This is a genomic window from Jiangella mangrovi, assembly GCF_014204975.1.
GTDB lineage: Bacteria > Actinomycetota > Actinomycetes > Jiangellales > Jiangellaceae > Jiangella > Jiangella mangrovi.
Window position 1 is genome coordinate 1,159,057 of record NZ_JACHMM010000001.1, and the last position, 23,822, is coordinate 1,182,878.

Sequence of the window (23,822 nt, forward strand, 5' to 3'; positions counted from 1 at the left end):
CAGATGCCCGCCCGGTGAACGCTGTCGGCTGCTGCCGGCTAGGGAGTGCTCCACTTCCCGCGGGTCATGACGGCCTCGACGGTCAGATCGGCGCCGAGGACGACGAGGTCGGCGTCCAGTCCCGTGGCGAGTGCGCCCGTGCGCCCGTCGATGCCCAGCAGCCGGGCCGGGGTGGCCGACGTCGCGCGCACCGCCTCCGGCACGGTGAACCCGGCCTGGTCGACGGCGAACCGGAACGCGCGGTCCATGGTCAGCGTGCTGCCGGCGATGGAGCCCCCCTCGACCAGCCGGGCGACGCCGTCCTCGACCCGCACCGCGAGCCCGCCGAGCACGTAGTCGCCGTCGCCGATGTCGGTGGCGTCCATGGCGTCGGTGACCAGTGCGATCCGGGCGTGACCGGCCGCTGACGCCGTCGCCGCGCGGACCATGCGGGCGACCGCGGGGTGCAGGTGGACGCCGTCGAGGATCAGCTCGACGGTGACCCGTTCGTCCTCGAGCAGCGCGACGATCGGCCCGGGGTCGCGGTGGTGCACCGGCGCCATCGCGTTGAACAGGTGCGTCGCGACGGTCGCGCCGGCGTCGACGGCCTGACGGGTGACGTCGTACGTGGCGTCGGTGTGCCCGACGGCGGCGACGGCGCCCGCGGCGACGACCGCGCGGACGGCGTCGAGGCCGTGGTCGAGCTCCGGCGCGAGCGTGACCATGCGGACGGCGCCGCGGCCGGCGGTGAGCAGGCGTTCGACGGCGGCCGGCTCGGGCGTGCGCAGGGTCGTGGCGTCGTGGGCGCCCTTGCGGACCGGCGAGATCCACGGCCCCTCGAGGTGGACGCCCGCGATCAGGCCGTCGTCGGTGAGCTCGGCCAGCGCCCGGACGTCGTGCTCCAGCGCGTCGTAGGCGCCGCTGACCAGGCTGGCGACGATGGACGTCGTGCCGTGGCGGCGGTGGGTGGCGACGAAGGTGCGGATCGCCTCGGGATCGGCGCCGACGACGGTGCCGCCGCCACCGCCGTGGGTGTGCATGTCGACGAAGCCGGGGACCAGCCAGCGTCCGGCGAGGTCGCGGTCCGTCGGGGTGGTCGGCTCAGGTCCCGTTCCCTGGCCCAGCGCGGCGATGCGGCCGCCGTCGACCCGCAGCCAGCCGTCCTCCACCACGCCCTCGGGCGTGACCATCCTCGCGCCGGTGATCACCGACATCCGCGTTCCTCCCGGTTCGGTCTCGTGTCGGACCGCACCGTATCGCGCGGCGGTTAGGCTCAGGCCGCATGACGCTGACGGTGCAGTCGCGGTTCCGCGGTCCCACGACGTCGGGCAACGGCGGGTACGTCGCGGGCCGGCTCGCGGCGCGGGCGGGCGACGGGCCGGTCACGGTCACCCTGCGCACGCCGCCGCCGCTCGAGACGCCGCTGGCGGTGCGGCCCGCGGCCGAGGGTGGCGGGGTGGAGTTGCTGGACGGGTCGACGCTGGTGGCGGTGGCCGTCGGTGCCGATTCGGAGGGCGACCTCGCCGCCGTCGAGCCGGTCGCCGCGTCGGAGGTCGCCGCGATCTCGGCCGGATACCCGGGCTTCACGGCGCACCCGTTCCCCGAGTGCTTCGTCTGCGGCCCGGACCGCTCCCCCGGCGACGGCCTGCGGCTGTTCCCCGGCCGGGTCGGTGACGGGCGGACGGCGTGCGCGTGGTCGGTGGGGGCCGACGTGGCCGGCTCGGCCGAGTTCGTGTGGGCGGCGCTCGACTGCCCCGGCGGCTGGTCAGCGCCCATCGAGGGCCGCCCCAGGGTGCTCGGCCGCATCACCGCGCTCGTCTCCGGCGTTCCGTCGGCGGGCGAGACGTGCCTGGTCATGGGCGCTCTGGTCGGGACCGAGGGCCGCAAGACCTGGACCGACTCCACGGTCTACGGCGCCGACGGCCGGGTGCTCGGCCGAGCCCGGTCGACGTGGATCGCGCTCGCCTGAGTCCTGACCCTCGCCGCCGGTTTTGTTCCCGCGTTCACCCCGCGAAAAAGACATTGCCGCGGGAACCGGTCGCCGCCTAACGTGGGAGGCACACGGAGAGGAGGTGGTCCAGTAGATGAATAGCTATCGGACTCGTGAGGTGGCTGCTCGCTAGCAGCCCTGCTCGTCGCAGGACTTGGGGGTGACCCCCGCGGTTCGCCGGCAGGAATGCTGGCACTACCGAGCAGTCACCCGACCCGTGGGCTCCCGGCGCTGGTCCGTCCGGGCCACGGCCGCCGACCGTGTTGGTCAGCGGAGTGGAAGCAGCCCACGGGTCGTCCTATTTTCTGGGCCCTGTTGGGTGTTGAGGTTGGCCGAGGTTTGAGGTCGGCTCCCCCGTCCCCCTGGCGCCCATTCTCTTAGCCGCAGGCCCGCGCCTCAAGCGGACCAACGGGCGCTTCGCGCCAGAGAAGACCGCTTGACCCGCGGTCCCGCGGCCAAGAACCTGGCAGCTATCAGGGGGACGGGGAGACCCTGGGCACGCCTCGCGTCCGTTTCGTCCCGCTTCGCCGGACTGTGGGCAGCGTTGATCATCAAGGATCGCCTACATCACTAGGCCTACCCGACCATCACGAGGCATGCATGCCTCGTGATGCACGGGTAAACGTGGTGGGCGGCCCAGAAAACGCCCCCAAATCCCACATCCTGGACCGCCACGAGTCGCCGAGGGCGACTTCACTACGACCAGCCGACTTCACTTGGCAGAACCGTCCTCCGCGACCCCGCCGGAGCGAAGAAGACGGTCCTCCATAGTGAAGTCGGCCCACGCACGTGAAGTCGCAACCCCGCCCGTCGCCAGACTCCCCCGTCCCCCTGATAGCTGCCCGTTCTTAGGCCGCGGGGACCCGGGTCAAGTCGAAGCCCCCCAACCACAGCGGCAAAGCAACCACAGAGGGCGCCGACTTGAGGCGGGTCCCCGCGGCCAAGAGAATGGGCAGCAGGGGGACGGGAAACCCCACCCAACCACACGAGACCCGCAGAACCTCAGGGAGCGAGCCGCTCCACGATCCAGCCCGCGCCGTCGGCCGTGGGGCGGTACCGCAGCCTGTCGTGCAGCCTCGCCACCCCGCCCTGCCAGAACTCCACCGACGCGGGCACCACCCGGAAGCCGCTCCAGAAGTCGGGCAGCGGGACCTCGTCGGGGTACTGCTCCGCCACGGCAACGGCCGCCGCCTCCAACTCCTCGCGCGTCGCGATGACGCTGGACTGCCGGCTGGCCCAGGCGCCGATCTGCGACTCCCGCGGCCGGGTGCGCCAGTAGGCCAGCGTGGCCGCACGTGACACCGTCGACGCCGAGCCGCAGACCAGGACCTGGCGTTCCATGGCGATCCAGGGGAAGCACAGCGAGACCCGCGGGTTGCCGGCGATCTCGGCCGCCTTGCGCGAGCCGGTGTTGGTGAAGAAGACGAAGCCGCCGTCGTCGATGCCCTTGAGCAGGACGGACCGGCTGCTCGGCTGCCCGTCGGGCCCCACGGTGCCCAGCACCATGGCGTTCGGCTCGGCGATGCCCACGGTGACGGCGTCGTGCAGCCAGGCCCGGAACTCGTCGAACGGATCGGGGGCGAGGTCGCGTTCGAGCAGCCGTCCGGCGGTGTAGCGCCGGCGCATCCGGGGCAGTCCTTCCTCCACGGCCTCCACTCTGTCACCCCGAGCAGACAGAACGCCCTCCGGTGGCCCGCTGACCGGGACAATCACAGGGACGTGGCCAAGGCCACTGTGGGAAACCGCACATTCACATTGTCGCAACTTGTGGAGTGCCACCAGTTGCGGGGCATGATGGGGGTGGGGGCCCGCGAGCGCACCACGAATGGAGATGTCAATGACCGAGGTCAAGCATGGCCTTGAGGGTGTCGTAGCGTTCGAAACGCAGATCGCCGAGCCCGACAAGGAAGGTGGTGCGCTCCGCTACCGCGGAGTCGACATCGACGACCTCGTCGGCCGGGTGCCGTTCGGCAACGTCTGGGGGCTGCTGGTCGACGGCGGCTTCGACCCCGGCCTGCCGCCCGCCGAGCACCTGGACCTGCCCATTCGCACCGGTGACGTCCGGGTCGACGTGCAGAGCTCGCTCGCCACGCTGGCACCGCTGTGGGGCTTCAAGGCGCTGCTCGACACCAGCGACGACGACGCCCGCGACCAGCTGGCCCGGTCGGCGTCGACGGCGCTGAGCTTCGTCGCCCAGTCGGCCCGGCACGTGGCCGGCGAGGCTCCCGTGCCCGACGAGGTCGTCGCCCGGGCCGGCAGCATCGTCGAGCAGTTCATGGTGCGCTGGCGCGGCGAGCCGGACCCCCGTCACACCGCCGCCGTCGACGCCTACCTCACGTCGGCCGCCGAGCACGGCATGAACGCGTCGACGTTCACCGCGCGGGTGGTCGCCTCCACGGGTGCCGACGTCGCCGCGTCACTGTCGGCCGCCGTCGGCGCCATGAGCGGCCCGCTGCACGGCGGCGCGCCCTCGCGGGTGCTTGCCATGATCGAAGAGATCGAGCGCACCGGCGACCCCGTCGGCTACGTCAAGGGCATCCTCGACCGCGGCGAGCGGCTCATGGGCTTCGGCCACCGGGTCTACCGCGCCGAGGACCCCCGCGCCCGCACGCTGCGCCGGGTCGCTCGCGAGCTGGGCGCGCCGCGCTACGAGGTCGCCGAGGCGTTCGAGAAGGCCGCGCTGTCCGAGCTGCACGAGCGCAAGCCCGACCGCGTGCTCGCCACCAACGTGGAGTTCTGGGCCGCCATCGTGCTCGACTTCGCCGAGGTCCCGGCCTCGATGTTCACGTCGATGTTCACCTCCGCCCGCACCGCCGGCTGGTGCGCGCACATCCTCGAGCAGAAGAAGACCGGCCGCCTGGTCCGCCCGTCGGCCATGTACACCGGCCCGGGCGAGCGCACGCCCGACTCCGTTCCCGGCTGGGACCCCACCTGGGCCGCCTGACCAGCACCAACGTAGTCCGCCTCGCGCCGGTCCGTGTCAGTCGACGGACCGGCGCACGCATGTCCGGTGACATGCGGCACAATGGCCTACCTGACAGTGTCGTCACACTTCCGTAACCCGCCGGACACCCGACACGGAGCGCATCCATGACCGACACTGTGCAGATCCCCGACGACCTCAAGCCCGCCGACGGCCGCTTCGGCTCGGGCCCCAGCAAGGTCCGCCCCGAGGCGCTGGCCAACCTCGCCGCCCACGGCGCCGAGGTCCTGGGCACCTCGCACCGGCAGGCGCCGGTCAAGAACCTCGTCCGCCGCGTCCGCGAGGGCGTCGCCGACCTGCTGAACCTGCCCGAGGGCTACGAGGTCGTCCTGAGCAACGGCGGCACCACGGCGTTCTGGGACGCCGCCGCATTCGGCCTGGTCCGGCAGAAGGCGCAGCACCTGTCGTTCGGCGAGTTCTCGTCGAAGTTCGGCACCGTCACCAAGACCGCCCCGTGGCTCGACGAGCCCAGCATCGTCAAGGCCGAGCCGGGCTCGCTGCCCGTGCCGGTGGCCGAGGACGGCGTCGACGTCTACGCGTGGCCGCACAACGAGACCTCGACCGGTGTCATGGCCCCGGTCCGCCGGGTCGCGGGCGCCGCAGACGACGCGCTCGTGCTCGTCGACGCCACCAGCGGCGCCGGCGGCCTGCCGGTCGACGCCTCGCAGGCCGACGTCTACTACTTCGCGCCGCAGAAGAACTTCGGCTCGGACGGCGGGCTGTGGATCGCCGCCTTCTCGCCGGCCGCTCTGGCCCGCGTCGAGGAGATCGCCGCCACCGGCCGCTACGTCCCGGCGTTCCTCGACCTGCCGACGGCCGTCGACAACTCCAGCAAGGACCAGACGTACAACACCCCGGCGGTTGCCACGCTGTTCCTGCTGGCCGACCAGCTCGACTGGCTCAATGGCAACGGCGGCCTCGAGTTCGCCGTCGGCCGCACCACCGCGTCGTCGAGCCACCTGTACAGCTGGGCCGAGAAGACCCCGTACACCACGCCGTACGTCGCCGACCCCGAGGCCCGCTCGCTGGTCGTCGGCACCATCGACTTCGACGACAGCGTCGACGCCGCCGCCGTCGCCAAGGTGCTGCGCGCCAACGGCATCGTCGACGTCGAGCCGTACCGCAAGCTGGGCCGCAACCAGCTGCGCGTCGCGATGTTCCCGGCGGTCGACCCCGCCGACGTCGAGGCCCTGACGGCGTCCATCGACTTCGTGGTCGAGAAGCTCGGCGCCTAGCCCGAGAACTGTTCGGCAATAACAACGCCCGGCCGCGATTCGTGTCAGCGGCCGGGCGCGTTGTTGGTTCCACTTTCTGCAGGAACCGCATTCCCCCGTCGTGTTCCTGGGACAACCATAGGGCTCGGCGATCATCCTGGGGATCATCCGTTCGGACGTCTACTGCTCATCCGCGCGGTCAGCATTTCACTGCAGTAGTGCGCCGGTTTGCCCAGGCCGGAGCCATGATCATCGGCCGATGAGACCGTTTCCACGACTGTTGATCAACTAGTCACGATTCTGGTCACGACGGCGACGATTCCGGGTGCCGACGGCGGCGGCCGGCGGTCCCCGGGTGGCGCGTAGGCTGAGCGCGACGATCGGCGAAGGAGGCGACCACGGTGCGGCCGAAGACCACCCGGCAATTGGTGACCGCCGCCCTGGTCGTGATGCTGATCATCGTGGCCATCGCGGCGGCGCTCTGACGGCGGTGCGTTCGCGCGTCAGCTCGTGCCGGTCAGCGGCAGGGTGGCGAGCGGTTCGTAGCGCGGACCGCGGCCGGGCCCTCCGGGGTGCGATCGGAGCAGCGTGACGGCGCCGGCGGTCCACTCCGGCCCCTCGTAGCCGGTCAGCCGCTCGACGTACAGCCGCAGGTCGGCCGCGCCACGGGCTCGGGCGAGGGTGACGTGCGGGCGGAACCGCTGCGTGTCCTCGTGGCCAACACCCGTGCGCCGTCCGGCCGCCCGGGCCGAGCCCGCCAGCCCACGCAGGGCGACGCCGTCGCCGTCGACCCCCGCCCACAGGACCGAGGTGCCGAACCGTCCCGCGCCGGCGAGGCGTGCGCGGGTCGCGGGATGCCGGCGGGCGGCCCGCCCCAGCCGCTCGGTCAGCTCGGGCAGCTTCTCTTCGGCGACCTCGCCGTAGAACGCGAGCGTGAGGTGCCAGCCGGCCGGGTGGGCCCAGCGCAGCACGTCGTCGCGCACCCCGGCGACGACGGCGTCGAGATGCGCCAGCGCCTCGGGTGCCGGCTCGATGGCCGCGAACAGCCGCATGCCCGCCCACGATTCCACGCGGGCGGCGGCTGTGACGATTCAGGCGGCGCTGACGGCGTCGCGGGTGCCGGCGCGGACGGGCCCGGGCACGTCGGCCGGCATGGGGGCCGGGGCGGTGGTGACGATGACGAGGCCGGGCCGGGGCCGCAGCCGCGTACGCACGATGACGCCGCTCTTCGGCGCCAGGATCAGCAGCGCGGCCACGGCGAACGCGGCGGTCAGGATGCCGCCGCCGAGCAGCGACCAGCGGGCGCCGAACGCCTCGGCGACGAAGCCGATGACGGGCGCGCCGAAGGGCGTGCCACCCATGAAGATCATCATGTACAGCGACATGACCCGGCCGCGGACGTACTGCGGCACCGTCGTCTGCACGTAGGCGTTGGCCGCCGTGAGCACCGTCATGGCGATGATGCCGACCGGCACCAGCGAGACGGCGAACAGGACGTACGACGGCATCAGGCCGGCCGCCACCTCGAACACGCCGAAGACGACCGCCCCGCCGACGATGAGCCGGCGGCGCGGCACCCGGCGCCGGGCCGCGACGAGCGCACCGGACAGCGTGCCGATGGCCATGATCGAGCCGAGCAGGCCGTACTCGCCCGGCCCCTTGTCGTAGACGTCGGTGGCCATGAGCGCCATGGTCATCTGGAAGTTCATGCCGAACGTGCCGAGCCCGAACATGATGGTGAACACCATGAGCAGGTCGGGCCGCGACCGCACGTAGGACACACCCTCGCGCAGCTGCGAGAACGCGCCCGCGCGCTCCTCGTCGCGCCTGGGCCGGCTGCCGACGCCGCGGAGGAGCAGCAGCGCGAGGATCGGCGAGACGAACGAGGCGCCGTTGAGGATGAACACCCAGCCGGTGCCGATGAGCCCGATGAGGATGCCCGCCACGCCCGGCCCGATGAGGCGAGCCGCGTTGAACGACGCGCTGTTGAGGGCGACCGCGTTGGTGAGGTCGTCCTTGGCCACCAGTTCCGACACGAACGCCTGCCGGGCCGGGTTGTCGAGCGCGCTGCCGACACCGAGCAGGAACGCCAGCACGTAGACGTGCCAGATCTGGGCGACGCCGGTGAGCGTCAGGACGCCGAGCGTGAGCCCGACGAGGCCGAGGAACGCGTTGGTGAACACCAGCAGCTTGCGCTTGTCGAACCGGTCGGCCAGCAGCCCGCCGAACGGCGCTACCAGCAGGAACGGCAGGAACTGCAGGCCGGTGGTGATGCCCACGGCCTGCGCCCCGCCGCCGAGCACGACCAGCACCAGCCAGTCCTGCGCGATGCGCTGCATCCAGGTGCCGACGTTGGACAGGAACATGCCCGACCAGTAGAGCCGGTAGTTGCGGTGCCGGAGGGAATGGAAGGTAGGGCTCACAGGCCGGCCAGCTTCTCGAGCACGGGCAGTGCGGCGCGCAGCCGCTCGCGCTCGTCGGGGGTGAGGTCGCGCAGCCTGTGCGTCAGCCAGGCGTCGCGACGCTTGCGGTCGGCGGTGGTGCGCGCCTTGCCGGCCTCGGTGATGCGGACGTTGGTGACCCGGCGGTCGACCGGGTCGGGCTCGCGGACGGCGAGACCCAGCTCCTCGAGGCCCGACACGATGCGGGTCATGGACGGCGGGCGGATGCGCTCGCACGCGGCCAGCTCGCCGACCGGCAGCGGGCCCTTGCGCTCGAGGATGGCCAGCGCGGACAGCTGGTTCAGCGTCAGGGAGTCGTCCTCGCGCTGGTTGCGGACCCGGCGGTTCAGCCGTCCGACGGCGATGCGGAGGGAGCTGGCCAGCCCGGCCTGGGTACGCGGCTGCGCCGAGCCCGAGCGCGCCGGCTGGCCCTGGGGCGCGGTGTTCTGAGAGGTCTTCGTCGCTGGCACTTTCCTTAGTCTAACTCATTACCTTTGCTAACGGCCAGTGGCGTTGGACACGATGACTCCTGGCACAACATGGGTGGGTTTGCGGCGGTGTGAGCGCAGGGTCGAGCGCCGCGACGCGCACTGGTGAGCACCGCCGGCATGGCCGGCGGCGCGTCGGGCGTGAGGTGGTCAGGCGGTGTCGGAGCGGCGCGCTCGGCGGCCGCGATACTGACTGCCGCCCTCGGTGGTGTCGTCGGCGTCGGCCGGCGGCTCCTCGGCGGCGGGACGACGGGGACCGCCGCCGAACATGGTGTCGAGCAGCGGCTCGTCGTCGTCGACCGGGCCGGCGGGCCGGCTGACGGGCTCGCCGAAGAGCTCCGAGGCCGGCGGCGTGCCACGGCGGGCCGCCGGGCGCTCGGACGGCGCGGGCTGGGGCGTCGCGGGCCGCGGCAGCGCGGGCTGCGGCGGCGCGGCGGGAGTCTCGTCGGCGCGGGGCCGAGGTGCGGCGGCGGCCGGGCGCTCGGACCGTGCGGGCTGCGGGGACGCGGGCCGGGGCGCGGCGGCCGGGCGCTGCGGCGCGGCGGCACCCGGACGTGGTGCGCCGGTGGCGGGGCGCGGCGGCGCGGCCGGGCTCTCGTTCGCGCCGGCCCGCGGCGGCACACCGGCGCCCGGACGGTCCGAACCGAGACCCGGGCGATCCGAACCGAGACCAGGACGATCGGGGCCGGCACTCGGACGCTGTGCTCCTGCCGCCGGTCGTTCACCCGGAGCGGGTCGTGATGCTCCGGCGGCGGGCCGCTGAGGCGCCGCCGGACCCTCGCCCGCACCGGGGCGGGCAGCCGGCGCACCGGGCCGGGTCGACGGCGCCGTCGGGCGCTCCGCCGCGCCGGGCGTCTGAACCGGGCCGCCGGGCTGGCCCCCCGGCTGGCCGCCGGCCTGATCGCCGGACCAGCCGGGCCGGCCGTGGGTCGTGGTGTCGGGGCGGCCGCCGCGCGGATCGGGACCCGGCCGGGTGGCCGGTCGCGTGGGCGGCAGGTCGACGCGGGTGGCGTCGGGGCGCGCGGGCTCGGGCCGGACCGGGGGCACGTCGCCGGTGTCGATGGGCCGCGTGACGGAGTCGGGCGCGCTGCGCGGACCGGACACGTCGGCCTCGGCGCCGCGGGCGATCACCTCGCCGCGCGTCAGCACCTCACCGCCGTCGGCGCCGTCGCCGAAGCCCTCGGCGAGTGCCGCCTCGGCCTCTTCGCGCTCGAACTCGATGGCGTCGCGGCGTTTGCGGGCGTACTCGAGGCCGAGCAGCCCGAGCCCGACGCCGGCGAGGCAGGTCCAGACCCACCAGCCGCGCCCCTCGGCCTGCAGGGTGTCCATGCGCAGGGCCAGCAGCACGAAGGCGACCGCCCAGAGGACGGTGACGACGGCGACCGTGCGAACGCCGTCGACGTCGAGCGGCTGAACCTCGTGGGGCTCGACCGCCTCGACCTCGGGCTCCCCGGGGGACCGCCGCCGACGCTTCGCCATGAACCCCAGGCTAGCCCGCTCGGATACATCGCGGCGAGCCGATCCACAGCCCGCCGCCTTCGCTCGCGAGCGATCTTCTGGCATCCTCACGGCCAAACCGGCTGCGTCCGTCCCCCGCCGAGCCGCCCGGAGGCCCCATGAGCGACACCGGAACGACCACCACCGAGCCCACCGAGCCGACCGCCATCCACCGCTACTTCAAGATCACCGAGCGCGGCTCGACCGTCGGCCGCGAGGTGCGTGGCGGCCTGGTCACGTTCTTCACGATGGCCTACATCATCGTGCTGAACCCGCTGATCATCGGCACCGTCGCCGACGTCGACGGCGACTATCTGGGCGGCGGCGACGTCCCCGACCTCGCGGCCGTTGCGGCGACGACGGCGCTGGTGGCCGGCGTGCTGACCATCGCCATGGGCGTGGTCGCGAACTTCCCGCTCGCGCTGGCCGCGGGCCTCGGGCTCAACGCGTTCGTCGCGTTCGGGCTGGCGGCGCAGATGACCTGGGCCGACGCCATGGGCCTGGTCGTCATGGAGGGCCTGGTCATCCTGATCCTGGTGCTGACGGGGTTCCGCCAGGCCGTGTTCGGGGCGGTCCCCCGCCAGCTGAAGACGGCCATCAGCGTCGGCATCGGCCTGTTCATCGCGCTGGTCGGCTTCGTGAACGCCGGGTTCGTGCGGTCGACGGGGACCCCGGCGCCGCCCGTGGGCATGGGCGAGGGCGGCTCGCTCACCACCTGGCCGGTCGCGGTGTTCTGCGCGGGCCTGATCGCCGTCATCGTGCTGTACGCGCTGAAGATCCGCGGCGCGATCCTGTGGACCATCATCGGGACCACGGTGCTCGCGGTGGTCGTCGAGACGGTGGCGGACCTGGGCACGTCGTCGGAGAACCCGGGCGGCTGGAACCTCAACGCGCCGCAGTGGCCCGACCAGATCGTCGACCTGCCGGACTTCTCGCTGATCGGCGACTTCAGCCTGCTCGGGTCGTGGGAGTCCGTCGGCGTCGTCAGCGTGCTGCTGTTCGTGTTCACCCTGATGCTGGCCGACTTCTTCGACACGATGGGGACCATGGTCGCCGTCGGCGGCGAGGGCGAGCTGCTGGACGAGGACGGCAACCCGCCGAACACCACGCAGATCCTGCTGGTCGACTCCGTCGCCGCGGCGGCGGGCGGCGCGGCGTCGGTGTCGAGCAACACGTCCTACATCGAGTCCGCGTCGGGTGTCGGCGAGGGCGCCCGCACCGGCCTGGCCAGCGTCGTGACAGGCGTCTGCTTCCTGCTGGCGACGTTCCTGGCGCCGCTGGTCGCCATGGTGCCCAACGAGGCGGCCGCCCCGGCGCTGGTGCTGGTCGGCTTCCTGATGATGGGCCAGGTCCGCGAGATCGCCTGGGACGACGCCGAGATCGCCATCCCGGCGTTCCTCACGCTGGCGCTGATGCCGTTCACGTATTCCATCAGCACCGGCATCGGGGCCGGGTTCCTCTCGTTCGTGATCATCAAGATCGCGAAGGGCAAGGCCCGCGAGGTGCACCCGCTGCTGTGGATCGTGGCGGCGCTGTTCGTGGTGTACTTCGCGATCACGCCGATCGAGGATCTGCTCGGCGTGAGCTGACTCGTGTCGCCCCGACATTGTCGGTGCCGTCCGGTACACCTGGATCCATGACCGAGATCGTGCTGTTCCACTCCGTCCTGGGGCTGCGTCCCGGCGTGCTCGAGACCGCGGAGCAGTGGCGGGCGGCGGGCCACGTCGTGCACGTGCCCGACCTCTACGGCGGCGCGGTCTTCGACGGCTACGACGAGGCGTTCGAGTTCCTCGACAAGTACGGCGGCCAGGACGAGCTGCTGCGCCGCACCGACGCCGCGGTCGACGGCGTCGGGCCCGGCGTGGTCTACGCGGGGTACTCCAACGGCGTGCTCTCGGTCGTGCACCTGGTCACCTCTCGGCCGGGCGCGGCCGGGGCGCTCTCGTTCCACGGGTCGGTGCCGGTCCGTGCGGTCGGCGCCGAGCTGTGGCCGTCGTCGGTCCCGGTGCAGGTGCACGAGGCCGAGCTCGACCCGTTCCGCGAGGACGACGCCAACCGTGAGTTCGCTGAGACCGTCAGCGCGTCCGGCGCGTCCTACCACTACTACGGCTACCCGGGCGTGTCGGCGCACCTGTTCGCCGATGCGTCGCTGACCAGCGAGTACGACGCGCAGGCCGCTGCCACCATGCACGGGCGTGCGCTCGAGTTCCTCGCGGCGTGTGAGGATCGGGGGCGCTGACCGGCCACCGATCCTGACGAGGAGACTCATGCGGCTGACGTCCACGGCGGTCGCGCTGCTGGTGGCGGCCGCGATCGCAGGGGTCGGCGCGACGGTGTCAGCCGCCGGTGCCGTCGTGGTCACGGCTGAGGCGACGGCGGACGGCGTCGCCACCGATGTCGCCGAGGCGTGGGAGTCCGCGCCGGTCTACGTCGACGCGACGCAGGACGGCATCGTGCCCTCCGACGAGGCCGAGCGGCTGGCAGGCCGGGTCGAGGGGCACTCGCCGGCCGTCTACCTCGCCGTCGTCCCGGCCACGGCGCTGTCGGACCAGCCGGGCGACTCGAACCGGGCCCGAGCCGAGGCGTTCCTCGAGGCCGTCTCCGCGGCCGGCGGTCCCGACGGCGTCTACATCGCGGTGTTCGCCGGCGCGGCCACGTACGGCGCGGACTACGGCGTCGACTCCGGGGTGACCGCGGCGGTCGAGACGGCCGTCGACCGGCACACCCGCTCGCAGCAGGTCGCCATCCTCGACGACGCGCTCACCGAGCTCGGCGTGCCGGGCGCGCCCCAGGAGCCCGGCGGCAGGGGCTGGGTGCTGCCCGTGGTGGTCGTCCTCGTCGTCCTGGCGCTCGCCGCCGGTGCGCTGGTCTGGTGGCGACGGCGGCGAGCTGACGCCGCCGACGCTGCCGAGGGTCCAGCGACGTACCGGCCCTCGTTCGACGTGCTCGACGACGAGGCCGACTCCCTCGACGAGCGGCAGCGGCTGGCCCGCGAGGACGTCACCCGGTTCGGCGAGGAGCTCGACGCCGCGGACCTCGACGTCACCGATCCCGCGGTCGCCGCCGACGCCCAGGCCGCCATGGACGCCTACGCCGAGGCCGGCGGCGCCGTCGACGGCACCCCCGGCGACGAAGTGCTCCGCGCGCTCCGATCGACCGTCGAGTACGGTCGGTGGCGCCTGGCGTGCGCGCAGGCGCGGCTGGCCGGTCGTCCGTTGCCCGCGCGCCGGGCCGACTGCTTCTTCGACCAGCGCCATGGAGTGTCCGTGACCGACTGGATGTACACCCCTCCCGGCGGCCGGGCCCGCGAGATCCCGGTCTGCGCCGCCTGCCGCGACCGGCTGGCCGGAGCGGCCCGATGAGGTCCGCGGCCCGGCTCGCCGGGACCGCCGCGCTGACCGCCGTCGCCGCGCTGTGGGCGGGCGCCGCCCCGGCCGCGGCCGACGAGGCCGACGTCGAGCGCTACCTCGACGAAGTGGCGGTCGAGCTGGCCGAGCCGGGCGTCTGGATCGATCCCGACGCCGGCGGCATCATCGGCGACGTCGAGGCCGCCCAGCTCGACGACGCCGCCGCCGAGGCTCCCGGCAACGGGATGCGGATCGCCGTCGTGCCCGCGTGGAAGCTCGATCCCGAGGGCCAGGAGCGGCTGTTCGGCCGCACACTGCTCTACGAGGGCGAGGAGCTCGCGTCGCAGATGTACGACCGCGTGGGCGTCGACGGCGTCTACGCGGTCATGTCGGTGGCCGACTCCTCGTACGACGGCCGCGGACTGTTCGCCGTCCAGCACAGCGAAGAAGGCCCCACCTACTACGTCGAGGACGCCATCGACCAGGCCGTCGACTGCTGCGCGCCGAACTACGGGCCCATGATCGACCGGTTCATCGAGCGCTCCTCCGACGTCGACCACCCGCTCTACCGCGACGCCGCGCCGTGGGCGGCGGGCGCGGCCGGCATCAGCGGCGGCTGGTGGGGCGCCACGGCGCTCAGCGCGCGACGCCGGCGCCGGACCGAGGAGCAGCGCCACCTCGACGTCGTCCGGCCGCTGCTGACCGAAGAGGTCATCGAGTTGTCCGACCGCGTGTCCGACCTGCCGACCACGTCCGACGTCACGCAGGCCGCGCTGACGAAGGAGATCCTCGACACCGTCGAGAAGGCCCGGCACCGCCTCGACGCCACGAAGACCGACGGCGACGTCCAGGCCGTGACGACGCTGCTCGGCACCGCGCGCTACAAGATCGCCTGCCTCGAGGCCCTGCAACAGGGCCGGCCCGTGCCCGAGCCCACGCCGCCCTGCTTCTTCGACCCGCGGCACGGCCCCAGCACGCAACGGCGCCAGTGGTCACCGGCCGGCGGCGTGCAACGCGAGGTCCCGGTGTGCGACCAGGACGCTGCCCGGCTCGACGCCGGCGAGGCACCCGCGGCGCGCCAGGCCGGCAGCCGCAGCTACTGGGAGGGCGGCGAGGACCTCGTCGCCTACATCGAGGGCTACTGGAACGGCTCGGCCGGCTCGACCGGCTCGTGGCGCTTCCCTCACGACGACCACGCGCGGGCCCGCGGGTCGCTGTGGAGCCGCTGGGACTCCCGGCGCCCGCGTGCCCGGCTGGCCAGCATGGGCCGGTCGCTGAGCAAGGCGGCGAGCTCGGCCATGACGTCATCCGGCGACGGCTCGTCCGGCTCCGGCTCGGGTGGTGGCTGGGGCGGCGGGTCGAGCAGCGGGCGCAGCCGCCGGCGCAGTTTCGGCGGCGGCTCCAGCCGGCGCTCGTCGCGCCGCTCCGGCGGCGGCCGCCGCTTCTGACCCCAGCCGCCGGCGCCCATGACCTGTCCGGCTCGAGTCCGGTCCCCGCCCGGTTGGGAGGGTGCCCACCCTACGAGCGGGCACCGACAGCGTCGATCGACGTCGACCGAGCCGACCGGCCGACCGGGGCAGCCGGGCCGACTGGGGCGGCCGGACTGCCTTGGCACGCCTGGGCGTCGCTCCAATACGGACATCTGGGGCACCTCAGCGACGCCCGAGCGTGCCAAGCACGACGCTCAGGCGTGCCAAGGTGTGACGAGCCCCGCGGGACATCAAGGCACGGTCGCCGCACCTGCGCGCCTGCGGACCGAGCCCGGCCTCAGCGCGTCGTCGACCGGCTGGAGTCTGGTCCCCGCCCGGTTGGGAGGGTGCCCACCCTACGGGCGGGCACCGACACTCCCGCTCGCCACTAGACCCGACCCACGTAGCCAAGGCCCACTCGACCCGATCACCCAATCGGCCAGGCCCGGCCGACCTGCCCGCACCCTGACTTGGCCACGGTCGGCTGAGCCTGTGAGCGGCGGCCGGGAACGAACGCGGTGGGGTTCGGCGGATGCCGTCAGGGGTAGGCGCGGGCGTCCGAGCGAGGAACGAGCGAGGCGGGCGGGGACGGCATCCCCCGAACCCCACCGCCCAACGCAAACCCTCAGAACGACTCCTCGGCCAACAGAGCAGGCAACGCGCCAGGGTCGGCCAACGCCTCGCCCAGGACCCATCTCAGGTCCCACCGCCCGGTCGCCCACGCCAGCCCGCGGGCCAGGCCGTCCGTGGTCGCCGCGTGCACGGCGGAGTCGCCGTCGACCCACCAGTCGACCGCGACGCCGTCGACCAGCAGGTCGTCGTGCTCGATGTAGGTCGCAGGGGCGGAGCCGAGCACCGCCGCCACCACGGACGGCACCGGCTGGATCCACCCGTCACCGGACAGCGCGGCGTCGTGCACCTCGGAGGCGAGGTCGACGTCGAGCAGGTCTGCCAGCGCGGCCGGGCCCGGGACCACCGCCGTCAGCCCGAGCTGCAGCCAGTGCGGCCCGTCGCAGACCACCACCGACGCCGCAGGCACCACGCGGCTGCCGGCGCCGACGGCCACCCGGACCCTCGACGGCGGCTGCACACCGGCCGGGTCGCGCCCCGCGAGCGCGGCGTAGACCTGCGCCAACGCCGCCGCGGGCAGCTCGAAGTCCTCGGCCAGCCGCGCCAGCACCGCGTCGGGGTCGAGGTCGTCGGGCTCGTGGGCCAGCCCGACGGCGGCGGCGAACGCGTCGTCGAGCGCGACGTCGGCGATCGGCAGGACGGCGCGCACCACGGGCGCCGCATCCGGCAGCGCCAGTCCCGTCAGCGCCCGGCCGCCGACGCGCGCGTACCGCCGCAGCCACCACGCGGTGTACGACGGCGCCGACCGGCGGCTCCCGTCGCCCAGCGTCAGCAGTACCGGGTCGACGACACAAGCGCGAGCCCCCGTGTCGGCGGCCAGCCAGGCCAGCACCTGGGGCCAGGCATCGTCGCGGACGAGGTCGAGGTCGGCAACGGCGGCGAAGTCGTCCATCAGCGGCGGCACGTCCTGGCGCGGGAGGCCGGCGAGCACGTCGTCGATCCAGGCGTCCTCGTCGTCGAGGTCGTGCCAGGTGTCCGGCTCGAGCGTCACGTCGGCGTCGTGGACGACGGCGAACCCGTCGCGCACGCCGACGGCGCGGAGCACGGCCGGGCCGAACCGTTCGACCAGCGACGGCGCGATGGTGAACTCGGCCGGGTCGGCGTCGAGCGCGTCCAGCAGCGCCGACCCGGGGAGCAGCAGCTCGCGCGCCGCGACATCGGCGCCGGTCGCGTCCGCCAGCGGCAGCCCTGCCAGCCAGGGCTCCTCGGCGACGGACAGGCCCGACTCGGCCACCAGCCGGAGCACCGCCTCGGCGAGCGGGACGGGGTCGCCGTCGCTCTCGGCGAGGTCGGCGACGGCGCCCTGCACCATGGGGTCGCGCAGCACCGAGGCCGCCGTCGCCTCGACGGCGCCGAGCCGGTGCAGCAGCGGGTGCACGGCGTCGGGGTGGACCACGCGCAGGTCGAACGGCGCCAGCAGCTCCGGGCTCACCTCGCCGGGCACCAGCAGCCCGCGCGGCCCGCGGACCAGCCGGCCGTCGGCCAGCGGTACCGGCAATGCCCCGAGGGACTCCTGGTCCGAGCCGTCCAGCGCGTCGTACAGCGATCGCCAGCCGGCCGGCTCGAGCCGCTCGCCGGCCAGCTCGTCGACCACGTCGGCCAGCGGGGTCACGGTCGCGCCGAGTCCGGGCAGGACGTCGGCCCGCCACCAGTCCCGGGCCGGCAGGCCGCGAACCACACCGCTCAGCACCCCCGGGTCGCCGAGGCGGCTCAGCCCGTCGACCAGGGTGACCTCGTCGGGTCGCAGCAGTCCCTCGACGGCGGCAGGGACGAAGGGCGTCCGGGTCAGCGCCTCCCGCGCCGCCCGCCGCAGCTCGTTGTCGACCACGTCGACGCCCAGCGGCGCCGGCACCAGCCCGAGGACGGCCGCGGCATCGGCACCGGGCCGGGCGAACGACGCGACCAGCTCGGCGTACACCTCGCCGGCCGCCGCCACGAGCAGATCGGCCAGTGGGCCGGGCGCGACCCGGCGACGGGAGGAGTCGAGCGGGAACCCGGCGATCACCAGGACCGGCAGGTCGGTGCGGTCGTCGGTGGGCGTCGGCGCGTGCACGACCGGGGACACCGACGGCGGCAGCGCGGCCGGCGAGAGCACCCCGTCGGCATCGACGACGGGGACCGCGAGCGTCACCGACCACCCCGGCCGGGACCGCTCCTCGAACGGCCGGTCGGCCAGCAGCTCGTCCGCGGCCGCCCCGGCCCGCGAACACATGCGCCACAGCCGCTCGCCGATGCGCCGCTCGACCAGCGCGGGCGCGAGCTGCGCCGGCGGCCCCGCGGAAAGCCGCCGCTGCGCGCCGTCGACGTCGACGACCAGCTCGCCGAGCCAGGGCAGCGCCAGCAGCAGGGCGTCGTCGACCTCGGTGAGCAGCCCGCGGACCAGCCGGACCGCGTCGTCGTCGCGCAGCGGCAGCTCGACGGCGGTGTCGTAGCCCGCCGGGACCGCACCGCTGACGCCGTCGTCGATCACGGAGAACGGCAAGCGCAGGACCGGCACCGCGGCGCCGCGCCGGGCCAGCTCACCGGTCAACGCGGGCAGCTCGGCCGCCGCCGACAGCGCCTCGGAGCGCGACCACCGCACGCCGCCGCCCGCCGCCGTCAGCACTCGCGGCTCGTCGGTGACCGCCAGCACCGCGGCGAAGCCGACCCCGAACCGGCCGACGGTGTCGCCGTCGCGCTTCGTGGACGCCCGCAGCGTCGACAGCCCCTCGACGCCAGCAGCGTCCAGGACGGCGCCGGTGTTCGCCGCCGTCAGGACGGACCCGCGAAGCCACAGCAGCAGCCGCGACGGCAGCCCCGCCCGCGAGCCGGCGTCGGCGGCGTTCTGCGCCAGCTCGACGACCACCCGGTCGCGGTAGGCGCCGCGGGCCAGCTCGTCCTCGGCGTTGGCGTCCTCGCGGAACCGGGCCGGCGACGCGGACCAGGCGGCGAGCACCCGCGAGCGCAGCGCCGCGGTGTCGAAGACGTCGTCCACGACGGCGACGTTACGGGGCGTCGAGCTCCAGCGGCACCAGCTCGTAGCTGAGGGTGTCGACCACCGGCTCCGGGGCGTCCTCGGAGGGCGCCGGCAGCCGGACGTCGGTGTGCCCGCCGCAGCCGTGCGTGTGCGCGACGACCTTGCCGTCGAACGGGGTGCGCTCGTTGGTGCAGACCCCGAACGCATGGCCGATGGTGCCGGCCAGCTGCACCGAGAACCCGCAGCTCCCGCAGCGACCAGGAGCGGCCTTGGCGATGTCGGTGTGCGGGCCGGTGTCGCCCTCGAACCAGCGGACGGCGGCGTCGTCGCGGCCCTCGCGCGACAGCACCCACTCGCGGCCGAGGCCGAGCTCCTGGACCACCTCGAGGGCGTCCTGGTCGTCGGCCGTGACGTAGCCGGGCTCGACGCGGTAGTCGTCCTCGGAGACCGGCAGCAGGTCGCCCGGGCCGAGGTCCTCGGGCTTGACCCGCTCGTCCCACGGCACCCAGGCCGGGGCGAGGACGGCGTCGGCGCCCGGCAGCAGCACGCACTCGCTGACGGTGACGGCCTTGGACCGCGACGCCCGCGTGACGGTGACGGCCCACCGCCAGCCGACGTAGCCGGCCAGCTCGCAGGCGAAGTAGTGGGTGACGACGCGTTCGCCCTCGGCGTCGTGGCCGAGGTGCGCGCCGACGGCGTCCTCGCTGCCGATGTCGACGGCGGCGGCCCGCGCGTCCTCAGCTGCCTTGACGAGGACGGAGTCGGCCTTGACGGAGCGGGCTCGGGGCGATGCGGCGGTCACAGTGGTCGATTGTCGCAAACTCCGGCCATGATCGACACATCGCGCCCGAAGGAAGGACATCATCGGAGCCGGCCGCCCCGATGAGGTTGGATGGGTGTGTGGCAGAGACGGATCCGCTCGGTGGTCCGCCCGACGAGGGCGGGCGGCGTGGCGCGCGCGACGACGGCGGACGGTACGAGTCCCCGTTCGCCGACCGCGCAGCGTCCGGCGGGGCCGACGACTACACGGGCGGCGCCCGGCCACAGGACCCGCCGCATGAGCCGCCGCACGACTCCACCCGCACCATGCCGCCCCCGCCCAGCGCCGGCCAGCGGGTGCGCCGCGCCGCCGGGGCCACCGGCCGGGCCGCCCGCACCGCGGCCGCCGGCACCTCGCGCGCCGCCCGCGGCGGCGCCACCCGGCTGCACCGCGCGGCCGAGGCCAAGGGAGCCGGCCAGACCGGCCTGTCGCGGCTCATCGAGCTCAACGCCGCCAGCGCGTTCGCCGACGCCCTGGTGACGGTGGCGCTGGCAGGCACGCTGTTCTTCTCGGCGTCGACGTCCGAGGCGCGCGGCAACGTCGCGCTCTACCTGCTGCTGACCATGGCCCCGTTCGCGGTGGTCGCGCCGGTCCTCGGGCCGTTCCTCGACCGGTTCAGCCACGGCCGGCGCTGGGCCATAGGGTTCACGGCGGCGACGCGCGGCTTCCTCGCCTGGGTGGCCGCCGACGCCGTCATCGACGGTGGCGTGTGGCTGTACCCCGCGGCGCTGGGCGTGCTGGTCGGGCAGAAGGCGTACGCCGTCACCCGGGCCGCCGCCGTGCCCCGGCTGCTGCCCGAGGGCTGGACGCTGGTGGCGGCCAACTCGCGGCTGCAGCTCGCCGCGACGCTCGGCACGGCGGCCGGTGCGCCCATCGGGCTGGCGCTCGCGCAGATCGGCGACGACTGGCCGTTGCGGGCGGCGTTCTTCGCCTACATGGGCACGACGATCCTGGCCATCCTGCTGCCCAAGCGGGTCGACCTCTCCGAGGGCGAGGAAGGCGCGTCGCTCACCGAGGGCGACGACGACGAGCAGCACCGCATGTCGCGCAGCGGGAAGCGCAAGTTCCGGGTCGGCCCGGCGGTCGTCCGCGCGCTGCGGGCCAACACCGCGCTGCGCTGGCTGTCCGGCTTCATGACCATGTTCATGGCGTTCGTCCTGCGCGAGGAACCGGTCGCCGGGCTGGACGACCTCGTCCTGCTCGGCATCGTCGCGGCCGGCGCCTGGCTGGGCAGCACCATCGGGTCCTCGGTGGGCGCGCTGGTGCAGGCCCGCAGTCCCGACCGCACCATCATCGTGCTCGTCGGGTTCGGCGCGGCCAGCACGCTGGTCACGGCCCTGTTCTGGAACCTGCTGACGGTCATCCTGATCGGCCTGGCGGCCGGGTTCGCCCAGCAGCTGGGCCGGCTGTCACTCGACGCGATCGTGCAGCGCGACGTGCCGGAGAAGAACCGCTCCAACGCGTTCGCGCGCTCCGAGACCCTGCTGCAGCTGGGCTGGGTGGCCGGCGGCGCCGTGGGCATCGTGCTGCCGCTGATCCCCTGGGTGGGCATGGGCGTGGCGACACTGGTCATGGTCGGCGGGCTGGTCTTCGCGCTGCGGGTGCGCCCGCAGCGGCGCCGTCCCGACCGCCACCCCGCCGACCGCACGCCGCCGCCGTCGGCCCCCGCTCCGCCGCCCGCCCGTCTGCCGGACGACTGAGCGGGTCAGAGCTCGAGGTCGTCGGCGACGCCGCGCAGGACCGTCGCGACCTTGCGCGCCGTCTTCGGGTCGGGGTGCCGGCCGCGCCGGTAGGTGTTCGACAGGCCGTCGAGCAGCTTGATGAGGTCTTCGACGATGGTCACGAAGTCGTCGGGCTTCTTCCGGGTGGCCGCGGACACCGACGGGAGGGGGTCGAGCACGCGCACCGAGAGCGCCTGCTCACCCCGGCGGCCCTCGGCCACCCCGAACTCGACCCGCTGGCCCGGCTTCAGCGCCGTGACACCCGCGGGCAGCGCGGACGAGTGGACGAACACGTCGCCGCCGTCGTCCTTCGAGAGGAAGCCGAAGCCCTTCTCGGTGTCGAAAAACTTGACCTTGCCGGTAGGCACGGCGGACCTCTTCGTGTCGGGGGGACCGGACAATCCTCCCGTAGCCGGGAGACGTCACAAGCCTAAGGCCGAGAACGGCCCGTCGGCCTCTTCGGGGGCGATCAATCCGATGACGTACCGTCGTCGACCATGGTCGAGCTTGCTGCGGTGCCGGTGCAGTCGGGGCTGCCGGTCGTGCGCGCGGTCCGTTACGTGGAGCCGCTGCGCGAGGGCGGGTCGCTGCCCGGCCTGGTCGAGGGCGACGACCTCGGCACGTACGTCGTGAAGTTCCGCGGCGCAGGCCAGGGCCCGAAGACGCTGGTCGCCGAGATCGTGGTCGGCGAGCTGGCCCGGCGGCTGGGCATCCGGGTTCCCGACCTCGTGCTGGCCGACCTCGACGAGGCGATCGCGCGGCGAGAGCCGGACCCGGAGATCCAGGCGCTGCTGCTGGCCAGCGTGGGGCTCAACCTCGGCATGGACTTCCTGCCGCGCTCGCTCGGCTACGACGGGCACGGGCGGCGGGCCGACGCCGTCGACGCCGCCCGGGTGCTCTGGCTCGACGCGCTCACCGTCAACGTCGACCGCAGCTGGCGCAACCCGAACCTGCTGACCTGGCACGGGAACCTGTGGGCCATCGACCACGGCGCGGCGCTGCTGTTCCAGCACACCTGGCCGGGGGTCGACGCGTTCGCGGTGCGGCCGTACGCGATCGACGACCACGTGCTGGCGTTCGCGGCGGACCGGCTGGCGGCGGTCGACGCCGAGCTCGCGCCGCAGGTGACGCCGTCGGTGCTGGCCCAGATCCTGGCGCTGGTGCCGGACGACTGGCTGCCCGAGGTCCCGGCCCTCCCCGGAGCCGGGCCGGACACCGTCCGCCAGCACTACGTGGACCACCTCGCCGCGCGCGCCGCGGCATCGGCCTCCTGGCTGCCGAGGGCGGCCGCATGATCGCGTTCGAGTACGCCGTCCTCCGGGTGGTCCCGCGCGTCGAGCGGGCCGAGTTCGTCAACGCCGGCGTCATCGTCTACAGCCAGAAGGCCGGCTACCTCGACGCGGCGACGCACGTCGACGCCGACCGGCTGCGAGCCCTCGACTCCGAGGCCGACGTCGACGCCATCGCGGCCGCCGTCGAGGCCTACGCGCACGCCACCGACCCCGAGGCGGCCGGTCCCGTGGGCGCGACGGCGATCGGCGAGCGGTTCCGCTGGCTGACGGCGCCGCGCAGCACCGTCGTGCAGACCGGGCCGGTGCACGCCGGGCTCACCGACGACCCGGCGGCCGAGCTGGATCGGCTGCTGCGGCGGCTGGTGCTCTAGAGCCTCAGGTCGGGTTGCCGACGAAGTCGTCGAGCCAGTACGGGAAGTCGAGCAGGTCGGCGAAGACGGCGTCGGCGCCGGCCTCGCGCAGCGCGACGGCGTCGTGCGTGCCCGTGGTGACGCCGATGGCGTAGACGCCGGCCGACCGCGCGCCGATCATGTCGCCGGGGTGGTCGCCGACGTAGACGTCGGCGCCGCGCTCGCGCAGGGCCGCGCCCTTGGTCTCGGCGTACCGCTCGCCGACGACGTCGTCGACCGGCAGGCCCACATGTGTGAGCACCGCCCGGACCGCCGACTCGATCTTGGCGCTGACCACCAGCACGGTGCCGTGGTGCGCGTGGATGGCGTCGATGGCCTCGACGGCGCCGGGCAGCGGTTTCGTGCCCGGGATGCCCATGGTGAGGTAGAGGTCGCGGTAGATGCGCCGGGCCTCGTGGACGTCGGCCTCGGGGACGAAGGTGCGGATGGTGACGTCGAGCGGCAGGCCGATCATCGGCAGCAGCTGCTCGGGCTCGATGGTGACGCCCACCTGACGGAAGGCCTCGGTCATCGAGACCATGATGCCGTCCGCGGAGTCGACGAGGGTGAGGTCCAGATCGAATCCGACGGTGAGGGGCATGATCA

Annotated in this window: 20 protein-coding genes; 10 read left to right on the forward strand and 10 right to left on the reverse strand. The window is 73.9% G+C overall.

Annotated features, from left to right (window positions below; all coding sequences use genetic code 11):
- Nucleotides 1–38: 38 nt before the first annotated feature.
- Entirely contained in the window at nucleotides 39–1,193 is a 1,155-nt protein-coding gene (gene nagA, locus HD601_RS05375; RefSeq protein ID WP_184819991.1) for an N-acetylglucosamine-6-phosphate deacetylase, read from the reverse strand.
- Between the two features lie 68 nt (nucleotides 1,194–1,261).
- On the opposite strand from nagA, the gene HD601_RS05380 reads away from it, so the two are divergent.
- A complete protein-coding gene (locus tag HD601_RS05380) occupies nucleotides 1,262–1,948 on the forward strand; it encodes a hypothetical protein (RefSeq protein ID WP_184819993.1) in 687 nt (228 codons plus the stop codon).
- A gap of 1,023 nt (nucleotides 1,949–2,971) precedes the next feature.
- Here HD601_RS05380 and pdxH read toward each other — a convergent pair.
- Nucleotides 2,972–3,616 (reverse strand): pyridoxamine 5'-phosphate oxidase, encoded by a 645-nt coding sequence (pdxH, locus tag HD601_RS05385; RefSeq protein ID WP_221440558.1) that lies wholly within the window; start codon nucleotides 3,614–3,616, stop codon nucleotides 2,972–2,974.
- Nucleotides 3,617–3,806: 190 nt separating this feature from the next.
- On the opposite strand from pdxH, the gene HD601_RS05390 reads away from it, so the two are divergent.
- Nucleotides 3,807–4,913 carry a citrate synthase 2 gene (locus HD601_RS05390; protein ID WP_184819995.1) on the forward strand — a complete coding sequence of 369 codons (1,107 nt, stop codon included), beginning with the start codon at nucleotides 3,807–3,809 and terminating at the stop codon, nucleotides 4,911–4,913.
- Nucleotides 4,914–5,059: 146 nt separating this feature from the next.
- Nucleotides 5,060–6,187: a phosphoserine transaminase gene (gene serC / locus HD601_RS05395; protein ID WP_184819997.1), complete on the forward strand. Its 1,128-nt coding sequence runs from the start codon at nucleotides 5,060–5,062 to the stop codon at nucleotides 6,185–6,187.
- A 482-nt stretch (nucleotides 6,188–6,669) separates the two neighbouring features.
- Here serC and thpR read toward each other — a convergent pair whose 3' ends face one another.
- The 4 genes from thpR to HD601_RS34590 form a co-directional block, all read right to left on the reverse strand.
- Complete coding sequence (gene thpR, locus HD601_RS05400; RefSeq protein WP_184819999.1) at nucleotides 6,670–7,218, reverse strand: RNA 2',3'-cyclic phosphodiesterase; 549 nt, start codon at nucleotides 7,216–7,218, stop codon at nucleotides 6,670–6,672.
- A gap of 39 nt (nucleotides 7,219–7,257) precedes the next feature.
- Complete coding sequence (locus HD601_RS05405; RefSeq protein ID WP_184820001.1) at nucleotides 7,258–8,589, reverse strand: MFS transporter; 1,332 nt, start codon at nucleotides 8,587–8,589, stop codon at nucleotides 7,258–7,260.
- The gene (locus HD601_RS33455; protein WP_184820003.1) at nucleotides 8,586–9,077 is read right to left on the reverse strand and encodes a MarR family transcriptional regulator; all 492 of its coding nucleotides are present in this window, start codon (nucleotides 9,075–9,077) and stop codon (nucleotides 8,586–8,588) included. Before HD601_RS33455 ends, HD601_RS05405 begins: the two co-directional genes overlap by 4 nt.
- 168 nt (nucleotides 9,078–9,245) lie before the next feature.
- Entirely contained in the window at nucleotides 9,246–10,574 is a 1,329-nt protein-coding gene (locus HD601_RS34590) for a DUF2530 domain-containing protein (protein WP_184820005.1), read from the reverse strand.
- Nucleotides 10,575–10,711: 137 nt separating this feature from the next.
- On the opposite strand from HD601_RS34590, the gene HD601_RS05420 reads away from it, so the two are divergent.
- The 4 genes from HD601_RS05420 to HD601_RS05435 are packed head-to-tail and all read left to right on the forward strand — an operon-like array spanning nucleotide 10,712 to nucleotide 15,387.
- A complete protein-coding gene (locus HD601_RS05420; protein ID WP_184820007.1) occupies nucleotides 10,712–12,181 on the forward strand; it encodes an NCS2 family permease in 1,470 nt (489 codons plus the stop codon).
- 47 nt (nucleotides 12,182–12,228) lie between these two features.
- Nucleotides 12,229–12,831, forward strand: a complete 603-nt coding sequence (locus HD601_RS05425) for a dienelactone hydrolase family protein (RefSeq protein WP_184820009.1) — start codon at nucleotides 12,229–12,231, stop codon at nucleotides 12,829–12,831.
- A 28-nt stretch (nucleotides 12,832–12,859) separates the two neighbouring features.
- Nucleotides 12,860–13,954, forward strand: coding sequence for a hypothetical protein (locus HD601_RS05430; RefSeq protein WP_184820011.1), 1,095 nt, complete (start codon nucleotides 12,860–12,862; stop codon nucleotides 13,952–13,954).
- Nucleotides 13,951–15,387: a hypothetical protein gene (locus HD601_RS05435; protein WP_184820013.1), complete on the forward strand. Its 1,437-nt coding sequence runs from the start codon at nucleotides 13,951–13,953 to the stop codon at nucleotides 15,385–15,387. Before HD601_RS05430 ends, HD601_RS05435 begins: the two co-directional genes overlap by 4 nt.
- Before the next feature lie 646 nt (nucleotides 15,388–16,033).
- Here HD601_RS05435 and HD601_RS05440 read toward each other — a convergent pair.
- Nucleotides 16,034–19,012, reverse strand: a complete 2,979-nt coding sequence (locus HD601_RS05440; RefSeq protein ID WP_184820015.1) for a sacsin N-terminal ATP-binding-like domain-containing protein — start codon at nucleotides 19,010–19,012, stop codon at nucleotides 16,034–16,036.
- A 10-nt stretch (nucleotides 19,013–19,022) separates the two neighbouring features.
- Nucleotides 19,023–19,796: a DUF3027 domain-containing protein gene (locus HD601_RS05445; RefSeq protein ID WP_221440559.1), complete on the reverse strand. Its 774-nt coding sequence runs from the start codon at nucleotides 19,794–19,796 to the stop codon at nucleotides 19,023–19,025.
- A 98-nt stretch (nucleotides 19,797–19,894) separates the two neighbouring features.
- Between HD601_RS05445 and HD601_RS05450 the strand changes: the two genes are divergently transcribed.
- Nucleotides 19,895–21,514 (forward strand): MFS transporter, encoded by a 1,620-nt coding sequence (locus tag HD601_RS05450; RefSeq protein WP_221440560.1) that lies wholly within the window; start codon nucleotides 19,895–19,897, stop codon nucleotides 21,512–21,514.
- 5 nt (nucleotides 21,515–21,519) lie between these two features.
- Here HD601_RS05450 and HD601_RS35425 read toward each other — a convergent pair whose 3' ends face one another.
- Complete coding sequence (locus HD601_RS35425) at nucleotides 21,520–21,903, reverse strand: cold shock domain-containing protein (protein ID WP_184820019.1); 384 nt, start codon at nucleotides 21,901–21,903, stop codon at nucleotides 21,520–21,522.
- A 129-nt stretch (nucleotides 21,904–22,032) separates the two neighbouring features.
- Here HD601_RS35425 and HD601_RS05460 point away from each other — a divergent pair, with 129 nt between their 5' ends.
- Entirely contained in the window at nucleotides 22,033–22,830 is a 798-nt protein-coding gene (locus HD601_RS05460; protein ID WP_184820021.1) for a HipA family kinase, read from the forward strand.
- Nucleotides 22,827–23,198 carry a DUF3037 domain-containing protein gene (locus HD601_RS05465; RefSeq protein WP_184820023.1) on the forward strand — a complete coding sequence of 124 codons (372 nt, stop codon included), beginning with the start codon at nucleotides 22,827–22,829 and terminating at the stop codon, nucleotides 23,196–23,198. Before HD601_RS05460 ends, HD601_RS05465 begins: the two co-directional genes overlap by 4 nt.
- A gap of 4 nt (nucleotides 23,199–23,202) precedes the next feature.
- Here the strand turns inward: HD601_RS05465 and HD601_RS05470 are convergent, their stop codons facing one another.
- On the reverse strand, nucleotides 23,203–23,817 hold the full coding sequence (locus HD601_RS05470) for an HAD family hydrolase (protein ID WP_184820025.1): 615 nt from the start codon (nucleotides 23,815–23,817) through the stop codon (nucleotides 23,203–23,205).
- Between the last annotated feature and the right edge of the window lie 5 nt (nucleotides 23,818–23,822).

Bases quoted from the DNA above. Each gene is read 5' to 3' on its own strand.
- nagA (WP_184819991.1), bottom strand. From the start codon at position 1,193: ATGTCGGTGATCACCGGCGCGAGGATGGTCACGCCCGAGGGCGTGGTG.
- HD601_RS05380 (WP_184819993.1), top strand. From the start codon at position 1,262: ATGACGCTGACGGTGCAGTCGCGGTTCCGCGGTCCCACGACGTCGGGC.
- HD601_RS05390 (WP_184819995.1), top strand. From the start codon at position 3,807: ATGACCGAGGTCAAGCATGGCCTTGAGGGTGTCGTAGCGTTCGAAACG.
- serC (WP_184819997.1), top strand. From the start codon at position 5,060: ATGACCGACACTGTGCAGATCCCCGACGACCTCAAGCCCGCCGACGGC.
- thpR (WP_184819999.1), bottom strand. From the start codon at position 7,218: ATGCGGCTGTTCGCGGCCATCGAGCCGGCACCCGAGGCGCTGGCGCAT.
- HD601_RS34590 (WP_184820005.1), bottom strand. From the start codon at position 10,574: ATGGCGAAGCGTCGGCGGCGGTCCCCCGGGGAGCCCGAGGTCGAGGCG.
- HD601_RS05420 (WP_184820007.1), top strand. From the start codon at position 10,712: ATGAGCGACACCGGAACGACCACCACCGAGCCCACCGAGCCGACCGCC.
- HD601_RS05425 (WP_184820009.1), top strand. From the start codon at position 12,229: ATGACCGAGATCGTGCTGTTCCACTCCGTCCTGGGGCTGCGTCCCGGC.
- HD601_RS05430 (WP_184820011.1), top strand. From the start codon at position 12,860: ATGCGGCTGACGTCCACGGCGGTCGCGCTGCTGGTGGCGGCCGCGATC.
- HD601_RS05435 (WP_184820013.1), top strand. From the start codon at position 13,951: ATGAGGTCCGCGGCCCGGCTCGCCGGGACCGCCGCGCTGACCGCCGTC.
- HD601_RS05460 (WP_184820021.1), top strand. From the start codon at position 22,033: ATGGTCGAGCTTGCTGCGGTGCCGGTGCAGTCGGGGCTGCCGGTCGTG.
- HD601_RS05465 (WP_184820023.1), top strand. From the start codon at position 22,827: ATGATCGCGTTCGAGTACGCCGTCCTCCGGGTGGTCCCGCGCGTCGAG.
- HD601_RS05470 (WP_184820025.1), bottom strand. From the start codon at position 23,817: ATGCCCCTCACCGTCGGATTCGATCTGGACCTCACCCTCGTCGACTCC.